General features: G+C 47.7%; 20 protein-coding genes. 6 read left to right on the top strand and 14 right to left on the bottom strand.

Annotation, left to right across the window (positions count from 1 at the left end; genetic code table 11):
* A partial coding sequence (locus Q0198_RS01555; RefSeq protein WP_297894234.1) for a hypothetical protein occupies positions 1–181 on the top strand: 181 nt, incomplete at its 5' end.
* 41 nt (positions 182–222) lie between these two features.
* Here the strand turns inward: Q0198_RS01555 and polA are convergent.
* Complete coding sequence (polA, locus tag Q0198_RS01550; protein WP_297894233.1) at positions 223–3,039, bottom strand: DNA polymerase I; 2,817 nt, start codon at positions 3,037–3,039, stop codon at positions 223–225.
* A 144-nt stretch (positions 3,040–3,183) separates the two neighbouring features.
* Here polA and Q0198_RS01545 point away from each other — a divergent pair, with 144 nt between their 5' ends.
* The 4 genes from Q0198_RS01545 to Q0198_RS01530 all read left to right on the top strand — a co-directional run bounded on the left by Q0198_RS01545 (position 3,184) and on the right by Q0198_RS01530 (position 6,188).
* A complete protein-coding gene (locus Q0198_RS01545) occupies positions 3,184–3,528 on the top strand; it encodes a hypothetical protein (protein ID WP_297894225.1) in 345 nt (114 codons plus the stop codon).
* A 17-nt stretch (positions 3,529–3,545) separates the two neighbouring features.
* Complete coding sequence (locus Q0198_RS01540; protein ID WP_297894223.1) at positions 3,546–4,721, top strand: peptidase M50; 1,176 nt, start codon at positions 3,546–3,548, stop codon at positions 4,719–4,721.
* Complete coding sequence (locus Q0198_RS01535; RefSeq protein ID WP_297879927.1) at positions 4,718–5,023, top strand: metal-sulfur cluster assembly factor; 306 nt, start codon at positions 4,718–4,720, stop codon at positions 5,021–5,023. Before Q0198_RS01540 ends, Q0198_RS01535 begins: the two co-directional genes overlap by 4 nt.
* A 133-nt stretch (positions 5,024–5,156) precedes the next feature.
* Positions 5,157–6,188 (top strand): hypothetical protein, encoded by a 1,032-nt coding sequence (locus Q0198_RS01530; RefSeq protein ID WP_297894218.1) that lies wholly within the window; start codon positions 5,157–5,159, stop codon positions 6,186–6,188.
* A 96-nt stretch (positions 6,189–6,284) separates the two neighbouring features.
* On the opposite strand, the gene Q0198_RS01525 is transcribed toward Q0198_RS01530, so the two are convergent.
* From Q0198_RS01525 to Q0198_RS01495, 7 genes are all read right to left on the bottom strand, one after another.
* Positions 6,285–7,727: a Ppx/GppA phosphatase family protein gene (locus Q0198_RS01525; protein ID WP_297894216.1), complete on the bottom strand. Its 1,443-nt coding sequence runs from the start codon at positions 7,725–7,727 to the stop codon at positions 6,285–6,287.
* Positions 7,728–7,973 (bottom strand): YfhL family 4Fe-4S dicluster ferredoxin, encoded by a 246-nt coding sequence (locus Q0198_RS01520; protein WP_005871264.1) that lies wholly within the window; start codon positions 7,971–7,973, stop codon positions 7,728–7,730.
* Between the two features lie 49 nt (positions 7,974–8,022).
* The gene (locus Q0198_RS01515; protein WP_297894213.1) at positions 8,023–9,270 is read right to left on the bottom strand and encodes a HAMP domain-containing sensor histidine kinase; all 1,248 of its coding nucleotides are present in this window, start codon (positions 9,268–9,270) and stop codon (positions 8,023–8,025) included.
* 38 nt (positions 9,271–9,308) lie between these two features.
* Positions 9,309–9,980, bottom strand: coding sequence for a homeostatic response regulator transcription factor HsrA (gene hsrA, locus Q0198_RS01510; RefSeq protein ID WP_005871260.1), 672 nt, complete (start codon positions 9,978–9,980; stop codon positions 9,309–9,311).
* A gap of 76 nt (positions 9,981–10,056) precedes the next feature.
* A complete protein-coding gene (locus tag Q0198_RS01505; RefSeq protein WP_297894211.1) occupies positions 10,057–10,374 on the bottom strand; it encodes a dihydroneopterin aldolase in 318 nt (105 codons plus the stop codon).
* Positions 10,371–11,027 (bottom strand): glycerol-3-phosphate 1-O-acyltransferase PlsY, encoded by a 657-nt coding sequence (gene plsY / locus Q0198_RS01500; protein WP_297894210.1) that lies wholly within the window; start codon positions 11,025–11,027, stop codon positions 10,371–10,373. The genes Q0198_RS01505 and plsY overlap by 4 nt, the downstream gene beginning before the upstream one ends.
* Positions 11,028–11,036: 9 nt before the next feature.
* On the bottom strand, positions 11,037–13,328 hold the full coding sequence (locus tag Q0198_RS01495; RefSeq protein WP_297894206.1) for a DUF87 domain-containing protein: 2,292 nt from the start codon (positions 13,326–13,328) through the stop codon (positions 11,037–11,039).
* A 94-nt stretch (positions 13,329–13,422) separates the two neighbouring features.
* On the opposite strand from Q0198_RS01495, the gene Q0198_RS01490 reads away from it, so the two are divergent.
* Positions 13,423–14,346 (top strand): methylenetetrahydrofolate reductase, encoded by a 924-nt coding sequence (locus tag Q0198_RS01490; protein WP_297894203.1) that lies wholly within the window; start codon positions 13,423–13,425, stop codon positions 14,344–14,346.
* 965 nt (positions 14,347–15,311) lie between these two features.
* On the opposite strand, the gene Q0198_RS01485 is transcribed toward Q0198_RS01490, so the two are convergent.
* From Q0198_RS01485 to Q0198_RS01460, 6 genes are all read right to left on the bottom strand, one after another.
* Entirely contained in the window at positions 15,312–16,310 is a 999-nt protein-coding gene (locus tag Q0198_RS01485) for a beta-ketoacyl-ACP synthase III (protein WP_297894200.1), read from the bottom strand.
* Positions 16,307–17,305, bottom strand: coding sequence for a phosphate acyltransferase PlsX (gene plsX, locus Q0198_RS01480; RefSeq protein ID WP_297894197.1), 999 nt, complete (start codon positions 17,303–17,305; stop codon positions 16,307–16,309). Before plsX ends, Q0198_RS01485 begins: the two co-directional genes overlap by 4 nt.
* Before the next feature lie 4 nt (positions 17,306–17,309).
* Positions 17,310–17,456, bottom strand: coding sequence for a 50S ribosomal protein L32 (gene rpmF / locus Q0198_RS01475; RefSeq protein ID WP_005871250.1), 147 nt, complete (start codon positions 17,454–17,456; stop codon positions 17,310–17,312).
* An 18-nt stretch (positions 17,457–17,474) separates the two neighbouring features.
* A complete protein-coding gene (locus Q0198_RS01470; RefSeq protein WP_297894195.1) occupies positions 17,475–17,828 on the bottom strand; it encodes a hypothetical protein in 354 nt (117 codons plus the stop codon).
* Between the two features lie 9 nt (positions 17,829–17,837).
* Positions 17,838–18,251, bottom strand: coding sequence for a nucleoside-diphosphate kinase (ndk, locus tag Q0198_RS01465; RefSeq protein WP_297894192.1), 414 nt, complete (start codon positions 18,249–18,251; stop codon positions 17,838–17,840).
* Positions 18,252–18,358: 107 nt separating this feature from the next.
* Complete coding sequence (locus Q0198_RS01460; RefSeq protein WP_005871245.1) at positions 18,359–18,643, bottom strand: 4Fe-4S dicluster domain-containing protein; 285 nt, start codon at positions 18,641–18,643, stop codon at positions 18,359–18,361.
* Between the last annotated feature and the right edge of the window lie 45 nt (positions 18,644–18,688).

The following is an 18,688-nucleotide window of genomic DNA, read 5'->3' as shown; positions in this document are numbered from 1 at the left end:
CCGTTTGATATTGCCGAGTGGGGAGCTTAAATTTAATCAAAATTTTAAAGACGGCGGCGGATCTGTGCCCCACCGCGCCAGCTATTTGCAATCGCTCGGTTTAAAATTTGATGAGCCAAATTTTAAACTGGACAAATTTAAGCCCCGTCCTGCTCAAAATTTAAAATTTCGCGCCGTTTAAATTTCGCTTAAAATTTTAGCCGCGTTTTAAATTTAGCGTAGCTACTTCAGCTCGCCCCAGCGCTTGGCGATGTTTAGGCTCGTCTTTAAGGGCACGTTCAGGCTCGCCGCACTTTGCATAATCTCTTGCGCGCGCTCGCCGAAGCTCTGCGCCGCCTCGTCCCGCACCTCGAAAATCAGCTCATCGTGGATCTGCAATATCAGCCGCGCTTCGCCACTTAGCAGCGGCGAAATCTCAACCATCGCCTTTTTGATGATGTCGGCGGCGGAGCCTTGAAATTTCGTATTCACCGCCTCGCGCTCGTAACTCGCATAGACCATGTTGTTGCGCGCGTTTGCGAAGTCGAAATAGCGCCTGCGCCCAAAAAGCGTGCTTACGTAGCCGTCCTCTTTCGCGTCTGATTTTATGCTTTGCAAAAAATCCTTGATCGTAGAAAACGCCGCGAAATAGCGCTCGATATAGCCCTTCGCCTCGGCGCGCGCGATGCCTAGGCTGTCGCTTAGCTTGCCCGCGCCCATGCCGTAGATGAGGCCGAAATTTATACTCTTTGCGATCGTGCGGTGCGCGGGCTGCGCGTCGCCGAAAATACTGATCGCGGTGCGCGCGTGAATGTCCTCATCCGCCCTAAACGCCGCCAAAAGCGCAGGATCGCGCGAAAAGTGCGCGAGCAGGCGCAGCTCGATCTGCGAGTAATCAAGCGAGATCAGCGAGTAGCCTTCGTCTGCTAGGAAGCAGTCTCGCACGTCCTTCGCAAAGGTGCCGCGCGCAGGGATATTTTGCAGGTTCGGATTTTTGCTCGCTAGCCGCCCGGTAGCCGTGCCGGTCTGCAAGAAATTCGATCTGACGCGGTTTTGCGGATCGGCAAGAGCAAGCTGTAGCAGCGGCTCGCAGTAGGTGCTTTGCAGCTTAAACAGCTCGCGGTAGTCTAAAATTTTATCCACCGCGGGATGTAGCGCGGTAAGATCCTTCAGCACGCTTTCGTCGGTGCTATAGCCCGTCTTTGTGCGCTTCGCCGCAGGAAGCCCGAGCCGCTCAAAAAGCACGACGCCGAGCTGAGCGGGAGAGTTGATATTAAACTGCTCGCCGCAAAGCTCATAAATTTCATCCGTGAGCGCTCGTAGGGACTTTTCGTTGCGCCCGATTAGGCGCTTTATCATCTCCGCGTCGATCTTGATGCCGCATCTTTGCATCTGCCAAAGCACCCGCACGAACGGAAACTCAAGCTCCTGCGCGAGCTTAAAAAGCGCGGGTTCGAGCAGCTGTTTGAGCTTAAAATACAACCTCAGCGTCACCCACGCATCCTCGCTCGCATAGATCGTAGCGGCGTCCAGCTCCACGGAGGCGAAGGTCTCGCCCTTTTTGACGACGTCGCCGAAATGCACGGTCTCATACCCAAGATACCGCGGCGAGATAGAGTCCATCCCCACGGCGTTTGCGGGATCGAGCAGCCACGCTAGCACCATCGTATCGGCAAAACGCGCAGGCGGTTCGATATTAAAATTATTTTTCACGATCTCAAAATCGTATTTTAAATTTTGCCCCACGACATATCCGCGAAACAGCGAGCCTATCGCAGCCTTTGCCGCGTCCGAAGAAATTTGAGCAGGAGCGCCCAAATAGCTGTGCGCGAGCGGGACATAATAAGCGCGCTCCTCATTAAACGCAAACGAAAAGCCCACGATCTTGGCGCTCTTGCTATCGACGCTAGTGGTTTCCGTATCGAAGCTCACCAAGGTCTCGGCGCTGACGCCTTCGCACAGCCTTGCAAGCTCCGCGGCATCGGTAATGCAAATGGGCTCAAAGGGCGTTTTAAAAGCGCTCTCGGAATTTTGTCCGATTGAAGAGGAGCCGCCTGAGATAGAATTTTGCCCGTCTAGCCCCCCTACTGCAGCGTCCAAGATAGAGCCGCCGCGAGACGGCTCTGCGCCGGAGCCTTTGCCGCCCGCGCCCAAAACGGAGCTTTTTGCGCCCATGCCTTTGCCCTCGCTCCAAAGATCAAGCCCGTTTTGCTCCTGCAAGCTTAACGCCGAAAGAAGCCTATTTAGCGCGTAGTCTTTTAAAATTTCGCGGATTTTAAAAAGCGGATTTTGCTGCGGAAATTTCGCATCATCCAAAGGCGGGATTTCCAGCTCGTCGTAAAGCGTAGCCAGGCGCTTGCTTATGTAGGCGCTCTGCTTACCTTCTATCAGATACTCGCGCTGTTTGTTCTGCGGCAGGCGATCTAAATTTGAATAGATCCCATCAAGCGAGCCCCATTCGTCTAAAAGCTTCTTCGCCCCCTTATCGCCGATGCCGCGCACGCCCGGGATATTATCGGCGCTATCGCCGCAGATCGCTAAGAAATCCACGATCTGCTCGGGATAGACGCCGTAGCGCTGCAAGCACTCCTCCCTTCCGTAAAGCATCTTTTTGCCGTGGCTGTAAATTTTAACGTTTTCGCCGATGAGCTGATACAAGTCCTTGTCGGAGGTAACGATGTTGATTTTATGCGTGGCGCCGTGCTTTTTGACGACGCTTGCGATGAGATCGTCCGCTTCGTAGCCCTCGCGTCCGAGCGAGTAAAGCCCCATCTTTTCGATCATCTCGATGCAGACCGGCAGCTGCTGCAAAAGCGCGGGCGGCGGGGCTTGGCGGTTGGTTTTGTAGTTGGGATCGATATCCGAGCGGAAGGTCTTACCCTTGCTATCCAGAGCGAAAATTATATAATCGCTCTTAAATTCTTTCGAAAGATTTGCGATGAAGCTCGCAAATCCGCTCACCATGCCGCTGGGTTTGCCGTCTTTGGTCTTAAGCCCGCTCATAGCGTAGTAGAGCCTGAAAAAAAAGCCGAACGTGTCGATGATCGTGATGGTCTGCATAATGGTCCTCGGATTTAGAATTTTAACGCGTAGTGTATTAAAATTCGGCTAAATTTACAAATTCCAAATAGGACTTGATCTGCCTCATTTCAAAATTTTAAAATTTGCTATATAATCGCGCGAAATTTTAAAAAAGGATCTAGTATGGATTTTTTCACAGACTGGCAAGAGTTCGACGCGGCGGGCGCTACGGTGAAATTTTATAAAAAATCGCAGGGCGGCGTAGAATACATCGGCTTTGATTCGCGCAAATGCGTTCCGCCAGAGCCTATGGTAAATGCGCTGGTGGCGCTAAATTTCGTAAAAGACGAAACCAAAAAGGTCGTCATGCTCAATCATAAATTCCCAATGGGGCTGATCCCAAAAATCGAGTCTAAATTTGACATAGCACGCGAAGATCTAGACGGCGATGCGGTCAAGCTCACCATTAGCCTAAAGCCTGGCGCAGTCAATGAGGGCTTCGATACCGACGCGAAGTGCCACGGCTAAAGGGCTTTAAAATTTAGATGAATATCACGACCTTTTCGCCGCCGTTTCGCATCGTAGGCGGCTATTTCATCTGCGGCTTTATCTTTTTGCTGCTAAGCGCGGCGAGCTTTTTAAAGGCGGATTTCGGCGCGATCCAGGCGCCGCAGACGGCGAGCTTTTTTCACGTATTTTTGCTGGGATTTGTAATCAGCATAATCATCGGAGCGCTCTATCAGCTCACCTCCGTCATTATCCAAAAGGAATTTTTCACCGTCAAATTTGCGTTTTTAAATCTCCTCGCCTACGGCGCGGGCGTGGCTCTGCTAAGCGCGGGATTGCTGCTTTCAAGCATCCCTTTGATGCACGCAGGCGGCGCCGTTTTGCTGCTTAGCCTATTTTATTTTACGATCTGCTACGCGCTAAGCTTCATCGGCACGCCCAAATGGAGCTTCCCCGCCGTAGCGCTTGCGATCTCGGCTGCGTTTTTAGCCGTAGGGATCAGCCTCGGCTTTGCGCTCGTGCTAGCGCTTAGCGGCGTGGAGATTTTCGGAGTGTATTTTTCAGAAATTTTATCCTATCACATATACTTCGTGCTGGGCTTCGTGTTTTTCGTCATCGTAGGCGCTGCGTGCGTGCTGCTGCCGATGTTTAGCCTGGCGCACGATCTAAGCTTCGCGCTAGCAAAAGCTTCGCTGGCGCTGTATCTGCTCGCGGGGCCGTTTTTACTAAAAGATTTTGGAATTTTCATCGCCTTTGCTGCGCTTGCGAGCTTTGCGGCTCAGGCGATCTATATCCTGGCTAGGCGCGTGCGAAAAGCGATTGATTATTGGAATTTAAACGTCTACATCTCGCTGGTGGCCTTGGGATTTAGCGCGGCGTTTTGGCTCGCAGGTCGCGCGGATTTGGCGGCGTTTTGGCTGCTATACGGCTTTTTGTTCGCCTTCATCGTCGCGCACCTTTATAAAATCGCACCCTTTCTCATCTGGTACCACTACGTCTCGCCCTTCGTCGGCAAGCGCAAAATCCCTATGCTCGAGGATATGATAATCAAAAAGATCGCCTACGCAGCCTGCGTACCAAATGTCTTAGCACTTGCGTGCGCGAGCCTTGGAACGCTAACGCCTGCGGTGATCTTGCAAGCGGCAAGCATAATTTTGGTGCTAATCAACATCGTAAATATCTTTAACTACATAAAATTCGGAGAGGAAAAATGAAAGTAACGAAGGAGCAAATTTACGACGCGCTTCGCGCCGTGGTGGACCCCGAGGTGGGCTTTGACGTCGTGTCGCTGGGGCTCATCTACGACGTAGCGGTAGATGAGGCAAACAACGCCAAAGTCACGATGACGCTATCGACTCAGTCGTGCCCGCTGCATGAGATGATGGTGGAATGGGTGCGCGCGGGTGCCGAGAGCGTGGAGGGCATCGGCGAGGTAGAGATTGATCTGGTTTTTGAGCCGATGTGGAATATCGATATGGCAGAGGATCACGTCAAAGAAGCGCTCGGTAGATTTTAAACAGCTTTGCCGCGCCCAGTAGTTTAAGCTTTGAAATTCTAAAATTAGATTTCAAATTTATACCTAGGGGCTGCTATGAAAAAAATTTACCGATGGCGAGAAAGAGATCCTGCTTCAAACACAAGGGCTTAGTTTGATTTCAAAGGCGCTACAAAACGGCAAAGAAAGGCTGAGCTCTAAAGAATTCGTAAACCACGATGCTCTGCAAAAAGCTTTCGTAAAAAAGCAAGTTAATGCCCTAAAAAAGGGCTTCATCTACGAAAACAAAAAAGCAAAATTCGGCGAAGCAATAGCGCATGCCTATATCGGCGGCGGATACAGCGGAGCGCTTGGATTTGCCGAGTTTGAGGATAAATTTTACGTCTATAAATGTAATTTTGACGAGCACGGCTGCGATTATTTAATCGTGCTGGACGGCGAACTAAGAACTCTTGCGCAAATTGAACTACCAAAAATTTTAGCGTGGAAAATGACCGCTACCAAAAAAGCCTTAGTGCTTGATTTGGATCACGAATTCTTTCTTTTTGACGGAGAGAAATTCAGCAGGCTTTTTGAAGCCTGGGGTATCATAGGAGGAGGCTTTAGTTCTGCTCTAAGCGGCAACGGCGAAATTCTAGCCTGCGGCACAGATGAAATTTTAGCTTTCGGAAGCGGCAAGAAGCTAAATTTTAAAACGGGATTTTCGGCAAAAGCAATAGGCTTCGGCAATAAAATTTGCGTAGCCTGTGGGGATGAAGGCGGCAAAAATATCGCCAGGCTCTACCGCCTAAAAGACTTCGCCGAGCTTTGCTGTATCGAATGCGACGTGGGCTATATCCACTCCCTAAACGTGGGGCTCATCAAAAATGACGCGATTTTGGTCGTAAATAACGGCTTTGATGAGCTGTATTTTTGGAACGTAGCAAGCAAAAAGCGTCTAAGCGCACCAAAAAGCTTGTCAAGAAGCGTAATGAGGTTTGCCGCAAACGATCAAATTTTTCTTGCGTATTTTTATGGCAGGTTTAAGGCATTCAGCTTGGAGGATTTTCGCCTCTTAGGCGAGTTTGAGTGCGAGCACTGCGTCAAAACAGCTGCTATTGAAATCGCAGGCGAGCGCCTTTACGTCCGCACCGACTACGGATTTTTTAGCATTTATTCTTTAGCCGAGAATGGAATTAAAATTTAAAAAGCGCTATTGATAGGGATTTATCGCCCGCTTCAAGCTCCTAAAATTAAACGAACTCCGCCCGCCTTAAACTTGCGCGACAAGTAGGGGCGCTATTTAAAGGAATTTTATCGCAAAAATTGCGGGTTTCGCGAGCTTTTTAAGGCTTCCTTTAAGCATTATCAAATTATCGGCGCCGGAGATTTTAAGAGTGGAATTTTCAAAGCTAAATTCTAAATTTTTCAGCGCGTTTTCGCTTAGGAGGCGTGCAAGCTCCAAAATATAGCTGAGCCACGCTAGCTTGGCGGCATCGGGCAAAATCGCGCTCAAAGGCGCGAACGTAGCGCCCAGCTCGCGCTTGCCGTGCATCGAGATGATCGCGGCTATGAGCGCTTTTTCTTTGTGCGTCGTGCGGTAGTTCAGCCCGCCGAGCACCATATCTGCACTGGTTTCATGCTTAGCGTAAAAGCCGATCGCACGCCCGATCTCGCAAAGCGATGCTGCAGTTTGCAGAATTTTAATATATTTTTCGCTCAGGCCGTGCATCGGCGATAGCGCGCAAAACAGCGCCTTCGCGAACTTCGGAGCCTCGCTCGGCTCGGAAGCGAAGCGATCTTTGAGGCTTCTTAGGCTCGGATTAAAGCTTCTAGGTAGGTTTGCGCCGCGCAGAATCGAGCTTAAAAACGCCCCCTCTCGCACCCCTACGCCGCTGGTGATGATCTTTTTCGCCCCCAGGCGCCTTACGATCTTATCAAAGATGATGGCGCCCTCTCTAATCGTGTCGTAGCGGTCCTTTTTGATCGGGAATTTCGCCAAATCAAGCGTCTTTGCGCTCATCAGCTTGGCAAAAAACGGTGCATATTTTTCATAATCGTAGCTGAAATTATGCACGATCTTTAGCGGGTGGTTTTGCAGGCTCATCACGGCGCCGGAAAGCGCTCGCGCGGAGCCGCCCATTACGATTAAATTTTGCGTACGAAACTCGGCGCCGAGCTGCGAGATTGCGCTGTTTATGTATTTCTCCAGCCCCTTCGTGTCGCCGCGGTCGAAAAACAGCTCCTTTAGCCGCACCGTGCCTAAATTTAGAGAAATTTTATTTTCTATCCTGCCGTTTTTTATGTAAGCAAGTTCGGTCGAGCCGCCGCCGATGTCCAGCGTAACGCCCTCGGAAAAGTCGCTAAGCAAATTCTGCGCCGCATAAGCGCCCAAATACGCCTCCGTCTGCCCGTCTATCTTGCGGATCGTAATGCCCGTTTGCTTGCGGACGAGATTTATAAACTCGGCACCGTTTGGCGCATCGCGAAGCGCGGATGTACCGATGCAAAGCACGCGCTTGGCCTTGTAATTGCATACGAGGGTTTTAAATTTTTTAAACGCGAGTAGGCATTTTTGCATCGCTTCGGAAGTTAAAATTCCGCCGTTTTCGTAAGTGCCTTCGCCTAGGCGGATCTTGATCTTGTGCTCGGCCAAAATGAAAAATCCGAGCCTGCTCGTGCGCTCGAAAATCACGGCTCTGGCGGAATTTGAGCCCAGATCTATGACGGTGACGCGCTTGGGCATTTAAATTTCCATATGGACGTGTTTGTATTTCAGCTCGTCCGCCGTCTCGATATTATCGGGATCGGTGATGATACACTCGACAGGACAAACCACGATGCAAGCGGGCTCAGAGTAATCATCTACGCACTCACAGCATCGATCGGCGTCTATGATGTATATCGGCTCATCCTCAAAAATCGCTTCATTAGGGCATTCCTCGCGGCAAGCGTCGCAACTGATGCATTCTTTTGTAATCAACAATGACATATAATTTTACCTTACGAAAAAATTTATGGCGTTTATACCATAAAAAGCTTCATTTTGTTTTAAAATAGCGGAATTTCGGGCTATTTCTTAAATTTTTTAGCGGAAGTTTGAAAATCGCGACAATTAGCGAGCGCCCTTTATCGTTTTTAAGATCCACTTGCGCGCCCATCGCTTGAGCAGCATTTTTGGCTAAAAATAGCCCGAGCCCGGCTCCCGGTTTGCCGCCATAGCGCTTAAAAGGGGCGAAATAATCGATCTCTTCGTTAAGCGGCTCGCCCTTATTTGCGACCCGCACGATGAAATTTCCGTCCGAAATTTCGCTCTCGATCAGTACCTTTTCGCCGTCCGGAGAAAATTTTATGGCGTTTTGGACGAAATTTTGAATCACGTGCATAAAAAGGCTTTTCTGCACCGAAATTTCAAGCTGTTCAGGCTTAAGATCCATCGTCAAGTCCTTGCCTGCCGTACGCGCTAAAATTTTAAAGCCCACGCATAGCTCCCGTAGATACGCGATCATATCGGTCTGCTCAGGCGCCTCAAACTGCGCCCCCTCCTGCCGCCCGATCTCTAGGATGGAGCTGATCATCTTATTCATACTATCGATCGAATCATTATTGTTTTTAAGCGCCTCGATATATTTCTCTCTCTCGCGCGGCTTGATGAGAGTAACTTCGTTTTTGGTTTTCATCACCGCCAGCGGAGTCTTAAGCTCGTGCGCGATGCCGATAAAAAGCTCTTTTTGATACAAAATGAAGGTTTCAATGCGCTCAAGCAGGCGGTTTATGCTGTTTGAAAGCATATTAAATTCGCTCGGGATTTCGGCCCCGTCAATCGGCTTTAGAAATTTTTCATCCACCGAAGCGAGCCTTTGGCTGATCAGCTTAATCGGCATCAGCAGCATGCGCGAGAGAAACATCGCGTAAAATACCACTAAAAATATCATAGTCAAATTTACCAAAATGATGTCGATGAGTATTTGATTTACGATGTTTGCATAGACGCTCACGTCGGCTCGGATACTTAAAATTTTATCCTTACCATAAGGGTAGTGCAGCTGTAAATAGCTCCTGCCGCCCTCGGAGCTTTCGATAAATTTAGGTTTATTGATACTTTCGTTTTCGATGATTTTGCTTTCGTATTCACCGGATGCGTCTTGTAAAAAAGATGAAATTTTCTCAGGCGCCACGGAGGCTTCTACGATTTTTTGTGCTCTTTGGATTAAATTTTGAACGGGAGTTTCGAAGATGGTAATTCTCATATAATTATAGAGCATTACCGAAAAAATGACAATTAGCATCAACGAAGCGGATGCTAATTGTATTACAAAGCGGACTCTTAGGCTTTTTGTGGAAAGCAAAATCTATATCCGCGTCTGCGAACGGTCTCGATCGTAGAGATATTTAGAGGCTTATCCATTTTCTGGCGAATTTGATTGATCGCGACTTCGATGACGTTTGGCGTAACAAGCTCAGGCTCCTCCCAGATGGCATCTAATAGCTGCTCTTTGCTTACGATCTGATCGCTGTGGCGCGCCAAGTGAGTTAGCACCTCAAACGGCTTACCCTTAAGCTCGATCTCTTGACCTAGATATGTGATCTTTTCCTCATCCGGATCGATGATAAGATCGTCGATTTTGATGATATTTGAGCCACCGAAGCGAAGTCTAGCCTCAAGGCGTGCTACTAAAACATCAAAGTCGAAAGGTTTTTTGATAAAATCGTCCGCGCCCGCACGAAGCGCTTTGATCTCGCTTTCTTTATCGTCTTTTGCAGATAGCACGACGACGGAGGTGCGCGCGGATTTTTGCTTAACTAATGCGATGAGATCGATGCCGTTGCCGTCAGCTAGCATCCAATCGGTTAGCACCAAATCATAATTTCTAATGCCGATATAATACTCTGCGTCCTTAAAACTCTCGGAAGTATCCGTCTGATAGCCGAACTCCATCAAGCCCTCCGCTATCGTCTTGTTTAAAGTCACCTCGTCCTCGACTATTAAAATTCTCATTTAATTTCCTTGCCTTAAAATTTTGCGGCGATTTTAACATATTTTAAGCAAAATTTCAAGATTTTTTAAAGAAATTTTAAAATTTTATCTCTATTTCTGCGCCGACGATCGCGTCTTGTAAAATTTCGGGCTTTAAAATTTTCATATAAAAATAATCCATCGATCGAAATTTTGAGTGAAACTCCTGCGCAAAGTATCTTAGCGCGTCCTCCACGAGGCGAAATTTTTTTTCGCGAAGCTCCGCTTTGATATATTCGCAAACCCGCGCATAGTCGATAAATTCCTCCGCTCCGAACTTCGCCCACACCCAGACGCGCTGCTCGCGCTTGCGCTCAAAATCCAGCGTCCCGATTATCGCGCCAAATTCCAGCTTTTCGATTAAAATTTTAATCATACTACGCGCTTTTCCTCGCCCTTAAGTAGCCTGGCGATATTCGGCGCGTGTTTGTAAAATACTATGAAAACTATCAGAAAGATCGGCGCATGAGTGTTGATCGCTGGCATCTGCGGATGGATCACGTAGCTAGCGATAACTAGCGCAAGCGCCGCTGCAAGCGATGCTACGGATGAAATTTTAACCGTCTTGCCGACTACAAACCAAACGGCAAGCGCGATGATAAGCTCGATAGGGATGAAGCAAGCAAGCACGCCGGCTCCCGTCGCAATGCCCTTGCCGCCGTTAAATTTCAGATACGGGCTGAAGCAGTGTCCTAGTACTGCAAAGACAGCCATGCTCCATAGCACGTTTTCATCAAAGCCTAAAGCCCGCGCGATCAGTATCGGCAGGACGCCCTTTAGCGCGTCGCAGGCAACCGTGAGGATCGCGAGCTTTTTTGCTTTTTGCGGATCGCGAGTTTTTAAGACGCGAAGGACGTTGGTGGCGCCTATGGAGCCGCTACCCTCGCTTTTGATATCCACGCCGCCTAGGTATCTGCCGATCAAAAGCCCAAAGGGGATCGCAGCAATCAGATACGCCGCGACGTAGCACCAAAAATTCGGCGCCGTAACGATGCTAAGTAAAAATTCTAAAATTCCCGATTTTTTCATAAAATCCCTTTAACTCTTCCAAAGTAGCGAAATTTTCTCGTCGTAGATGTCGGTTTTCTTCGGCGAGATTTCCTTTGTTTCAAGCTTGATATTTTTTAGATCCAGGCTCTGTTTTAGCGCGTCCACTTCAGCCTCAAATTTCTGCGTAAGCACCTCCAGCTCCTCTTGTAGCGCGCTTAGGCTATTTTCGGCATTTTTGGCTTCGCTTCGTTCGTTTAAAATTTTATGCGCGCTCTTTGCACCGCTGATCGCTTTGGAGATGGTACCGGCGCTACGCGAGCGGCCCAAAAACGCGCCCAAGATCGCTCCGCCTATGCTTAGTGCGGTATCTACGCCGCGGCTTAGCACGTCGCTTTTTTCCTTCTCATATTTTTCGCTAGCACGCGAAATTTTATCCTCAAGGCGCGCCTTTTCCTTCTCAAATTTAGCCGTAATCTCATCAGTTTTAGCCTCTAGAGCTTCATTTGCCTTATCGCCTAGGCGCACGAAAAATTCCTCCCTGCTCTCGCCCGGTTTTGAGAGCAGATCAAGCGCGCTAAAAAGTTCTAACTTTTCGTTGCGGTAGATCCACTCCTTAAAGCTTTTAAGCTGAGCGCTTAAATTTTTCGCTCCCGCGATGAAGCTAGGAAGCGCGCCGTAGAGCGAGCCTGCCTGCTCCTGTCCGCTTAAATTTGCGACCTCTCGCGTGCTAGCTTCGTTCCAATCTATTTCGTCCCCGTCCGAAAGCGACAGCAAAAAGGAGCGCTGCTGCGTAAAATCGACTCCCTTGTCGCAAAATCGCATCTTTGCGCTTGCATACAGATATGGGCTTAGCTCAAGGCTCGCGCCGTAGCTGTAAAGCTGCGAAATTTCAGCAGAAACTACGGGTTTGGCGGCACCAGCGGATTTGACGCCTTGCGCGGCGCCCGACACGGACGAAATTTCAGCCTTTTTGTCTTTCATTAAATTTGAAATTTGCTCGTTACTTAAAGGGCCTTTTAAATAGCTTAGTGCGAAGCGCGTCTCGATTACCCGCAGCACGTCCTCGTTGATGTTTTTTACCAAAAAATTTCGCTTTTTGAGATTTGAAATTTTCTCCATAAGCACGCTTTTGTCGATCGGATTTGAGCCGATACCGCTTAAGCCGCTGATGACGCGCTCCTTATCCTGCGCGGTCTGCAAGCGCCCGATAAACCACGTACCGATATTGCTAAGCCCCTTATAATCGAGATCGACCGGGTTTTGTGTCGATAGAACGCAGCCAAGTCCGAATGCGCGAGCCTGCTTTAGCAGCGTAAGCATTGGAGTTTTGCTCGGCGGATTGCCGTTTGGCGGGAAGAAGCCGTAAATTTCATCCATATAAAGTACTGCGCGCAAGGAACTCGTACCACTGGTGGTGCGCATCCATTTGATCATCTCGCCTAAAAGCAGCGTGACGAAAAACATCCTCTCATCGTCGTTTAGATGCGCGATAGAAAATATATTCGCTCTCGCCCTGCCGTTTTCATCAAAGAGCATCTTGGCGATATTTAGCCGCTCGCCCTCGCACCAAAGTTTAAAACTCGGGCTTGCGATGAGCGCGTTAATCTTCATCGCAAGCGCCATTCGCTTATCGCTCGGAAAAAAGGTATTAACATCGAAAACGCCGATTTTATCGAAAGGCGGGTTGCCGATCTGCGCGATGAGATCCACCACGCTCACCCCCTCGCCTTTGTTAAAATGATAGGTCAGAATTTGGCTGATCAGCAAAAATTCCGGTGAGCTGAGATTATCGCTGCTAATCCCCGCGAGGCTTAGCACGCTAGTGGCGATACCGCCGACGTAGTTATTCAAATCCTCTTCGTTTAAGCCTTTCGGCGCTTCAAAGTCGCTTAGTAGACTGATGCCAAGCCCTGCGCTTGATTTGGGCGTATAAATTCTAAAATCGGCGCTGTTTTTCAAAAGCTCCACCCGCGCCAGGTCTTGATATGAGCCCTCGATCCCCTCGCGCCAAGTATTTGCGGTCTGCTCGGCATACTCGCGCACGCTAAGGCCTTTGTTTTGCGCCTCGGTCTCGTCGATATAGGGCTCAAAATCCTCAGCCCTCATCTGAGGAAAGGTGAGAGCTAAATTTGTTAGATCGCCCTTTGGATCGATGATGATGGATGGGATATTATCGATCGCGGCTTCCTCTAGCAGCGTGATACCAAGTCCAGTTTTACCGCTGCCGGTCATTCCGATAATAAGCGCGTGGGTCGTCAGATCCTTGTTTTTATACAAAAACGGCTCGCTGTTTTCGAGCCCCAGATAAAAAAGCTTTAAATTTTCTTGAAGCGTTTTCATTGCGTTCCTTAAATTTGCAATTTGCTCGGCATTATATCATTTAAATTTTTAAATTTAAATTTGCTAAAATGCGCGAAAAATCAAGGAATGGCAAGTGTTAAAAGAAAAAATTAGAAACGGAAAAAGCGGAATTTTGCTCTATGGCATCGTTCCGCCTAAAATCACGTCCTCTCAAGACGAGCTCGAACGCCTAGGTACGGCGTGGTCGCAGCGCCTAGGCGAATGCGAATGCGACGGCATCGTCATCTACGATCTACAAGATGAAAGCGCGCGCACGAAAGATGAGCGGACCTTTCCTTTTGTGCATACGATCGATCCTGCGCGCTATTACACGCAGTATCTACACACTGATAAAGAAGCGATCATCTACCGCGCGGTAGGCAAATACGATGAAGCGGAATTTTGCGAAATTCTAAGACATGCCGCAAGCGGACTGGGTGTTTTCGTGGGGGCGAGCTCTAAAAACGAAGAATGCAAACTGCATCTAAGCCACGCCTATGAGATCAAGCGACTCGTGGCACCGCATCTTTGCCTAGGCGGCATCTGCATTCCTGAACGCCATGAAAAGAGCCGCGACGAGCACCTAAAAATCGCGGAGAAGACTGCGGACGGGTGCGAATTTTTTATCACTCAGGCGGTTTATAATGTACAAAACGCCAAAGATTTCATCGACGATTACGCTGCTTTGGAGTGCAAAAAGGTGCCGATAATCTTTACTTTTACGCCGTGCGGTAGCCTAAAGACGCTTGAGTTTATGAAATGGCTTGGCATCTCGGTGCCAGATTTTTTGCAGCAACGGCTGCAAAGCAGCGTCGATATCTTGCAAAGTTCAACAGCGCTGTGCGCAGAGATGTTTGATTTCATCTATAAATACGCCCTCGCAAAAGGTATAAGCGTAGGCGCAAACGTCGAGAGCGTAAGCACCCGCCGCGTCGAAATCGAAGCCTCGCTCAGCTTACTAAAAGAGATCAGAAAAATTATCCTTAAACACGAGAATTTGGGATTTTACGTTATTTAAAATTTTAAACCGAGCGCACGAGCAAAACTCTAGATAGTCCAAGCTAGCGGAGGAATTTTAGATAATTTCGGATCACTTTCTAAAAAATAATCGAAATTTTATCCGAACGGAATTTGAACTTAAAATTTATAAAAAATTGCCTTAATAATATGCTTTAATACTTGTCGTCCATCACTGCAAGATGATATTTCGTGCGAAATTTTTCAATGTTTACAATAGCATTAAGCTAGGCCTACCATCAAAACCTATAAACTGCTGTAGCTTTCGCACTAAAACTAAATGCATTGACCGTTTCAGTCTGCAGCTTACGCGACCGCACCTTCCGGCTCGCCGCTATCTATATAGAGATAACTAATTTCCTATCTCTTTTTTAGAGTATATTGTATAACGAGGGATAGCTGTAGAGGGCAAACGAAACCAATATTAGATACGACGCCTCTGCACTCATGGCATGGCATCCTTTATCGCCCCGTTTGTGGTATTTGATTAAATTTACTAGCGTTTATGCTAAATTTCAAATCTAAGGCAATTTGATGCTTGCTGTTGTGAGCATTTTGGTATTTGAATTTTATTCTACAGCCTATGTGTAGGTCACTCAAAAGATCCACATACGCCACCGTAAAAATACTTGTCGAGCTTTGCAGCTAATTACAAGCCGTTAATGTATAGAATCAGCTGAAATTAACACTCATTTAAGCTATTGCATATTTGATTTCTTTTATATTCTAAAAGCCCGTCACCAAAAAGCAGCAGACCTAAGACTAACGTCGTTTTACTATCTCACGCAGAAGCCGATATGCAAACTGCGCAAGATTATAATATGATTTCAATCGCAAACGCTTCATTTTAAAATTTTGAAACCTAACTCGGAATAAATATAAATTTGAAATTAGTTTTGTAAATAAGCTTGGAATTTTAACTCTTAAATATGGCGAAATTCAAAGATTAATGAAATTTAAAAAATGCTAGTTTATGCTCTTGCCGCCGAATTTCAAAAGCGCGCTACCCCACGTAAAGCCGCCGCCGAACGCATCCAAAAGCATAAGCGAGCCGTTTTTGAGCCTGCCGCTCTCATAAGCGTCATTTATCGCCATCGGGATAGACGCCGAGCTCGTGTTGCCGTATTTGCCGATCGTAAGCACGCACTGTTCGTCGCTAAATTCCAGTCTAGCCTTGACTGCCTCGATAATGCGTAAATTTGCCTGATGCGGGATAAAAAGATCGACCTGCTCGGGCGAAATTTTATTTTTCGCCAAAATCTCCACGACGTCGTTACTAAGCGTCGGTACTGCAATTTTAAAGACCTCGCGCCCCGCCATCTGCATGAAGCCTAGCTTTTCGTCGATGATTTTTTGGCTGAGTGGATTTACGCTACCCGGAGCGGGCGTGATGAGCAGGTTGCCCTTGCTGCCGTCGCTAGCGGTATGAATGTCGATGATTTCGTTTTCGTCTGCAGGCGCGATGACCGCAGCGCCTGCGCCGTCGCCGAAAAGTATGCACGTAGCGCGGTCGCTCCAATCGACTATCGAGCTTAGCTTTTCCGTGCCGATTATCAACACGTGTTTTTTGGCACCGCTTTCGATGAGAGATTTTGCGAGCTCCAAAAGATAGATGAAGCCCGTACAGGCGGCATTTATATCAAATGCCGTGATGCCGAAATTTAAGCCCAGTTTATCTGCGATGACGCACGCGGTCGAGGGCATACAGAAATAATCGGGCGAGATCGTGGCGCAAATTATCGCATTGATCTCGTTTTTTTGTAAGCCGCTACGCTCGATCGCCTTTAACGCCGCTTTCGCGCCTAGATCACTAGTACTCTCGCCCTTCGCGATACGGCGCTCATGAATGCCTGTTCGCTTGACGATCCATTCATCGCTCGTTTCAACCATTTTTTCAAGATCGAAATTGGTTAAAATTTGACTCGGCGCGTATGCTGCGATCGAGATCATCGAGGCTTTTTTCATTTTTGCTCGTTTGAAGAAATTTCGCTTTCTATCGCGGAGTTGATTTTAGAATCTGCAAATTTAAGCGCTTGAAAGATCGCGTTTTTAACGGCTTTCGGGGTACTTTTGCCGTGGCTTATGATGACGCACTCTTTGACGCCCAAAAGCGGCGCGCCGCCGTATTCGTCGTAGTCCGTGCTTTTTTTGATTATCCTAAAGACGCGCTTCATCAAAATGGAGCCAGCGATAGCAATCGGAGATTTTTTTGTTTCGTTTTTGATAAGTTTGCCGATAGCGCTTGCGACACCTTCGCTGGATTTTAGCATAATGTTGCCAATAAATCCATCGCACACGACCACGTCTACCGAGCCGTCAAAAATTTGATTGCCTTCGACATTACCAATAAAATTTTGCATCTTCTTAAGCATATGAAAGGTTTCTTTTGTTACCTCGTTGCCTTTACTATCCTCCTCGCCGTTGGATAATAAGCCGATGCGTGGTGCGTTTAAACCCATAATCTCCTTGGCATATGCTTCGCCCATAATCGCGAATTGAAACAAATTCTCAGGCTTACAATCCACATAAGCGCCCACATCCAGCACGAGCGTGCGACCGCCTATGGAATTTGGCATCAGCGTAGCAATCGCCGGGCGCAAGATACCTTTGAGCCTTCCTATGCGAAGCGTAGCAAGGCTCATCGTAGCGCCGCTATGTCCTGCTGATACCACGGCTTTGCAAGTGCCGTCTTTTACTAGATCGACCGCTTTAAAGATGCTACTCTCTTTGCGTTTAAGAGCGTCGGTTGCGCCCTCTTTCATCTCGAAAACTTCGCTTGCAGCTACGTAAGTGATATATTTCTCAAAGCCTTGATCTTGTGGAACAAAAGGCTTGATTTGCGCTTCGTCGCCTACCAAAAACGCATTAAATTTACGCTCTCGCAGCGCATCTACGACTCCGTTTATTATCGGCTCACAGCCGAAATCACCGCCCATCGCGTCTATAGCAACGGAAATCATCGGATTAATATTCGCCCGTAGTTTTGTTTATTCTATGCGGAATTTTCCAGCTTCCGTCTTTATCTTTGACGGGGATCGGAAGGGTCACTTTGTAGTGAGTGCGTCTTTTCGCCGCACGAGTTTTACTAACTCTTCGCTTTGGAACTGCCATTTTTTCTCCTTTATAAATTTAGTTCTTGCATTCTTCGCAATAAAAATAGTCGCTTTTAAAAGCTTCCGTTTCGCTTCTTAAAATTTCATCCACATCAACTTCGGCGCCGAAAAACTCCATAACATCCAAGCTTTCGTGCCTTTCGTCGTTAAAAACGCCCTCGCTTAAAAGCAAATTTATGCTCTCGTTTACGTCAAGATTAAATTCTTTGCCGCAGCGATCGCAAATGTATGGAATTTTACCCTTAATTTCGCCCTTGCACTCGATAAACTTAGAGTCTTTTCCTTTTAAATTTCCGCTAAACTTAAGTCCGTCTCGCGAAATTTCAAATGGCACGGGTGATGCGGAAATTTTAGCAAAAGCGATCTTCACGCGGCACTCTTAGCAAATTTCTCTTTTTGCAAAGAAAAATGCGATCTCGGTTTTTGCGTTTTCTAGGCTGTCGCTGCCGTGAACGGCGTTAGCGTCGATGCTATCCGCAAAGTCCGCTCTGATAGTGCCTTTATCTGCTTTTTTCGGATCGGTAGCGCCCATTAGCGCGCGATTTTTAGCTACGGCATCATCGCCTTCTAGCACCATTACGACCACCGGACCGCTAGTCATAAACTCAATCAGATCCTTATAAAAAGGGCGATCCTTGTGAATTTCATAAAATTTACCCGCATCTTCGACGCTTAGGCATAATTTTTTAGCCGCTGCGATTCTTAGTCCGTGGCTTTCGAAACGATCGATAATTTTGCCGATAACGCCCTTTTTAACGGCATCAGGCTTAATAATAGAAAGCGTTTGCTGCATATAATCTCCTTGAAATGAAAGGCGGATTGTATCGAAAAATAGGTTAAAATTTATTTAAGGATTGAATGAATTAAAATTCCGCGCATTTGATCGCGGAATTTTATCTGCTAAGCAAATACCGGGGTATCTCCGCTGCGTAGATCCGCGCCTATACTATCCCTGCTAGGTTGGCCAGCTACGATGTCGCTCCAGACGATACAGCCGTCGGTCGGACAGGCGCTAGCGCAAGCTGGCTCGTCGTTGTAACCCACGCATTCGACGCATTTATCCGCGTATACGTAGTAGCTATCCTCGCCGCTTGGGTTATCGCTATCGTCCACGATCGCATTTACCGGGCACTCGTCGATGCATGAGCCGCAGCTAATGCAAATATCGGTGATTTTTACAGCCATTTTTTCTCCTTTATCAAAAAATGTGGAGTAATGATAACATACTAA

Origin of the sequence: uncultured Campylobacter sp., assembly GCF_938045205.1 — a bacterium.
GTDB lineage: Bacteria > Campylobacterota > Campylobacteria > Campylobacterales > Campylobacteraceae > Campylobacter_B.
The sequence above is the reverse complement of the archived record's forward strand: the minus strand, read 5'-3'. Positions and strand labels throughout refer to the sequence as shown.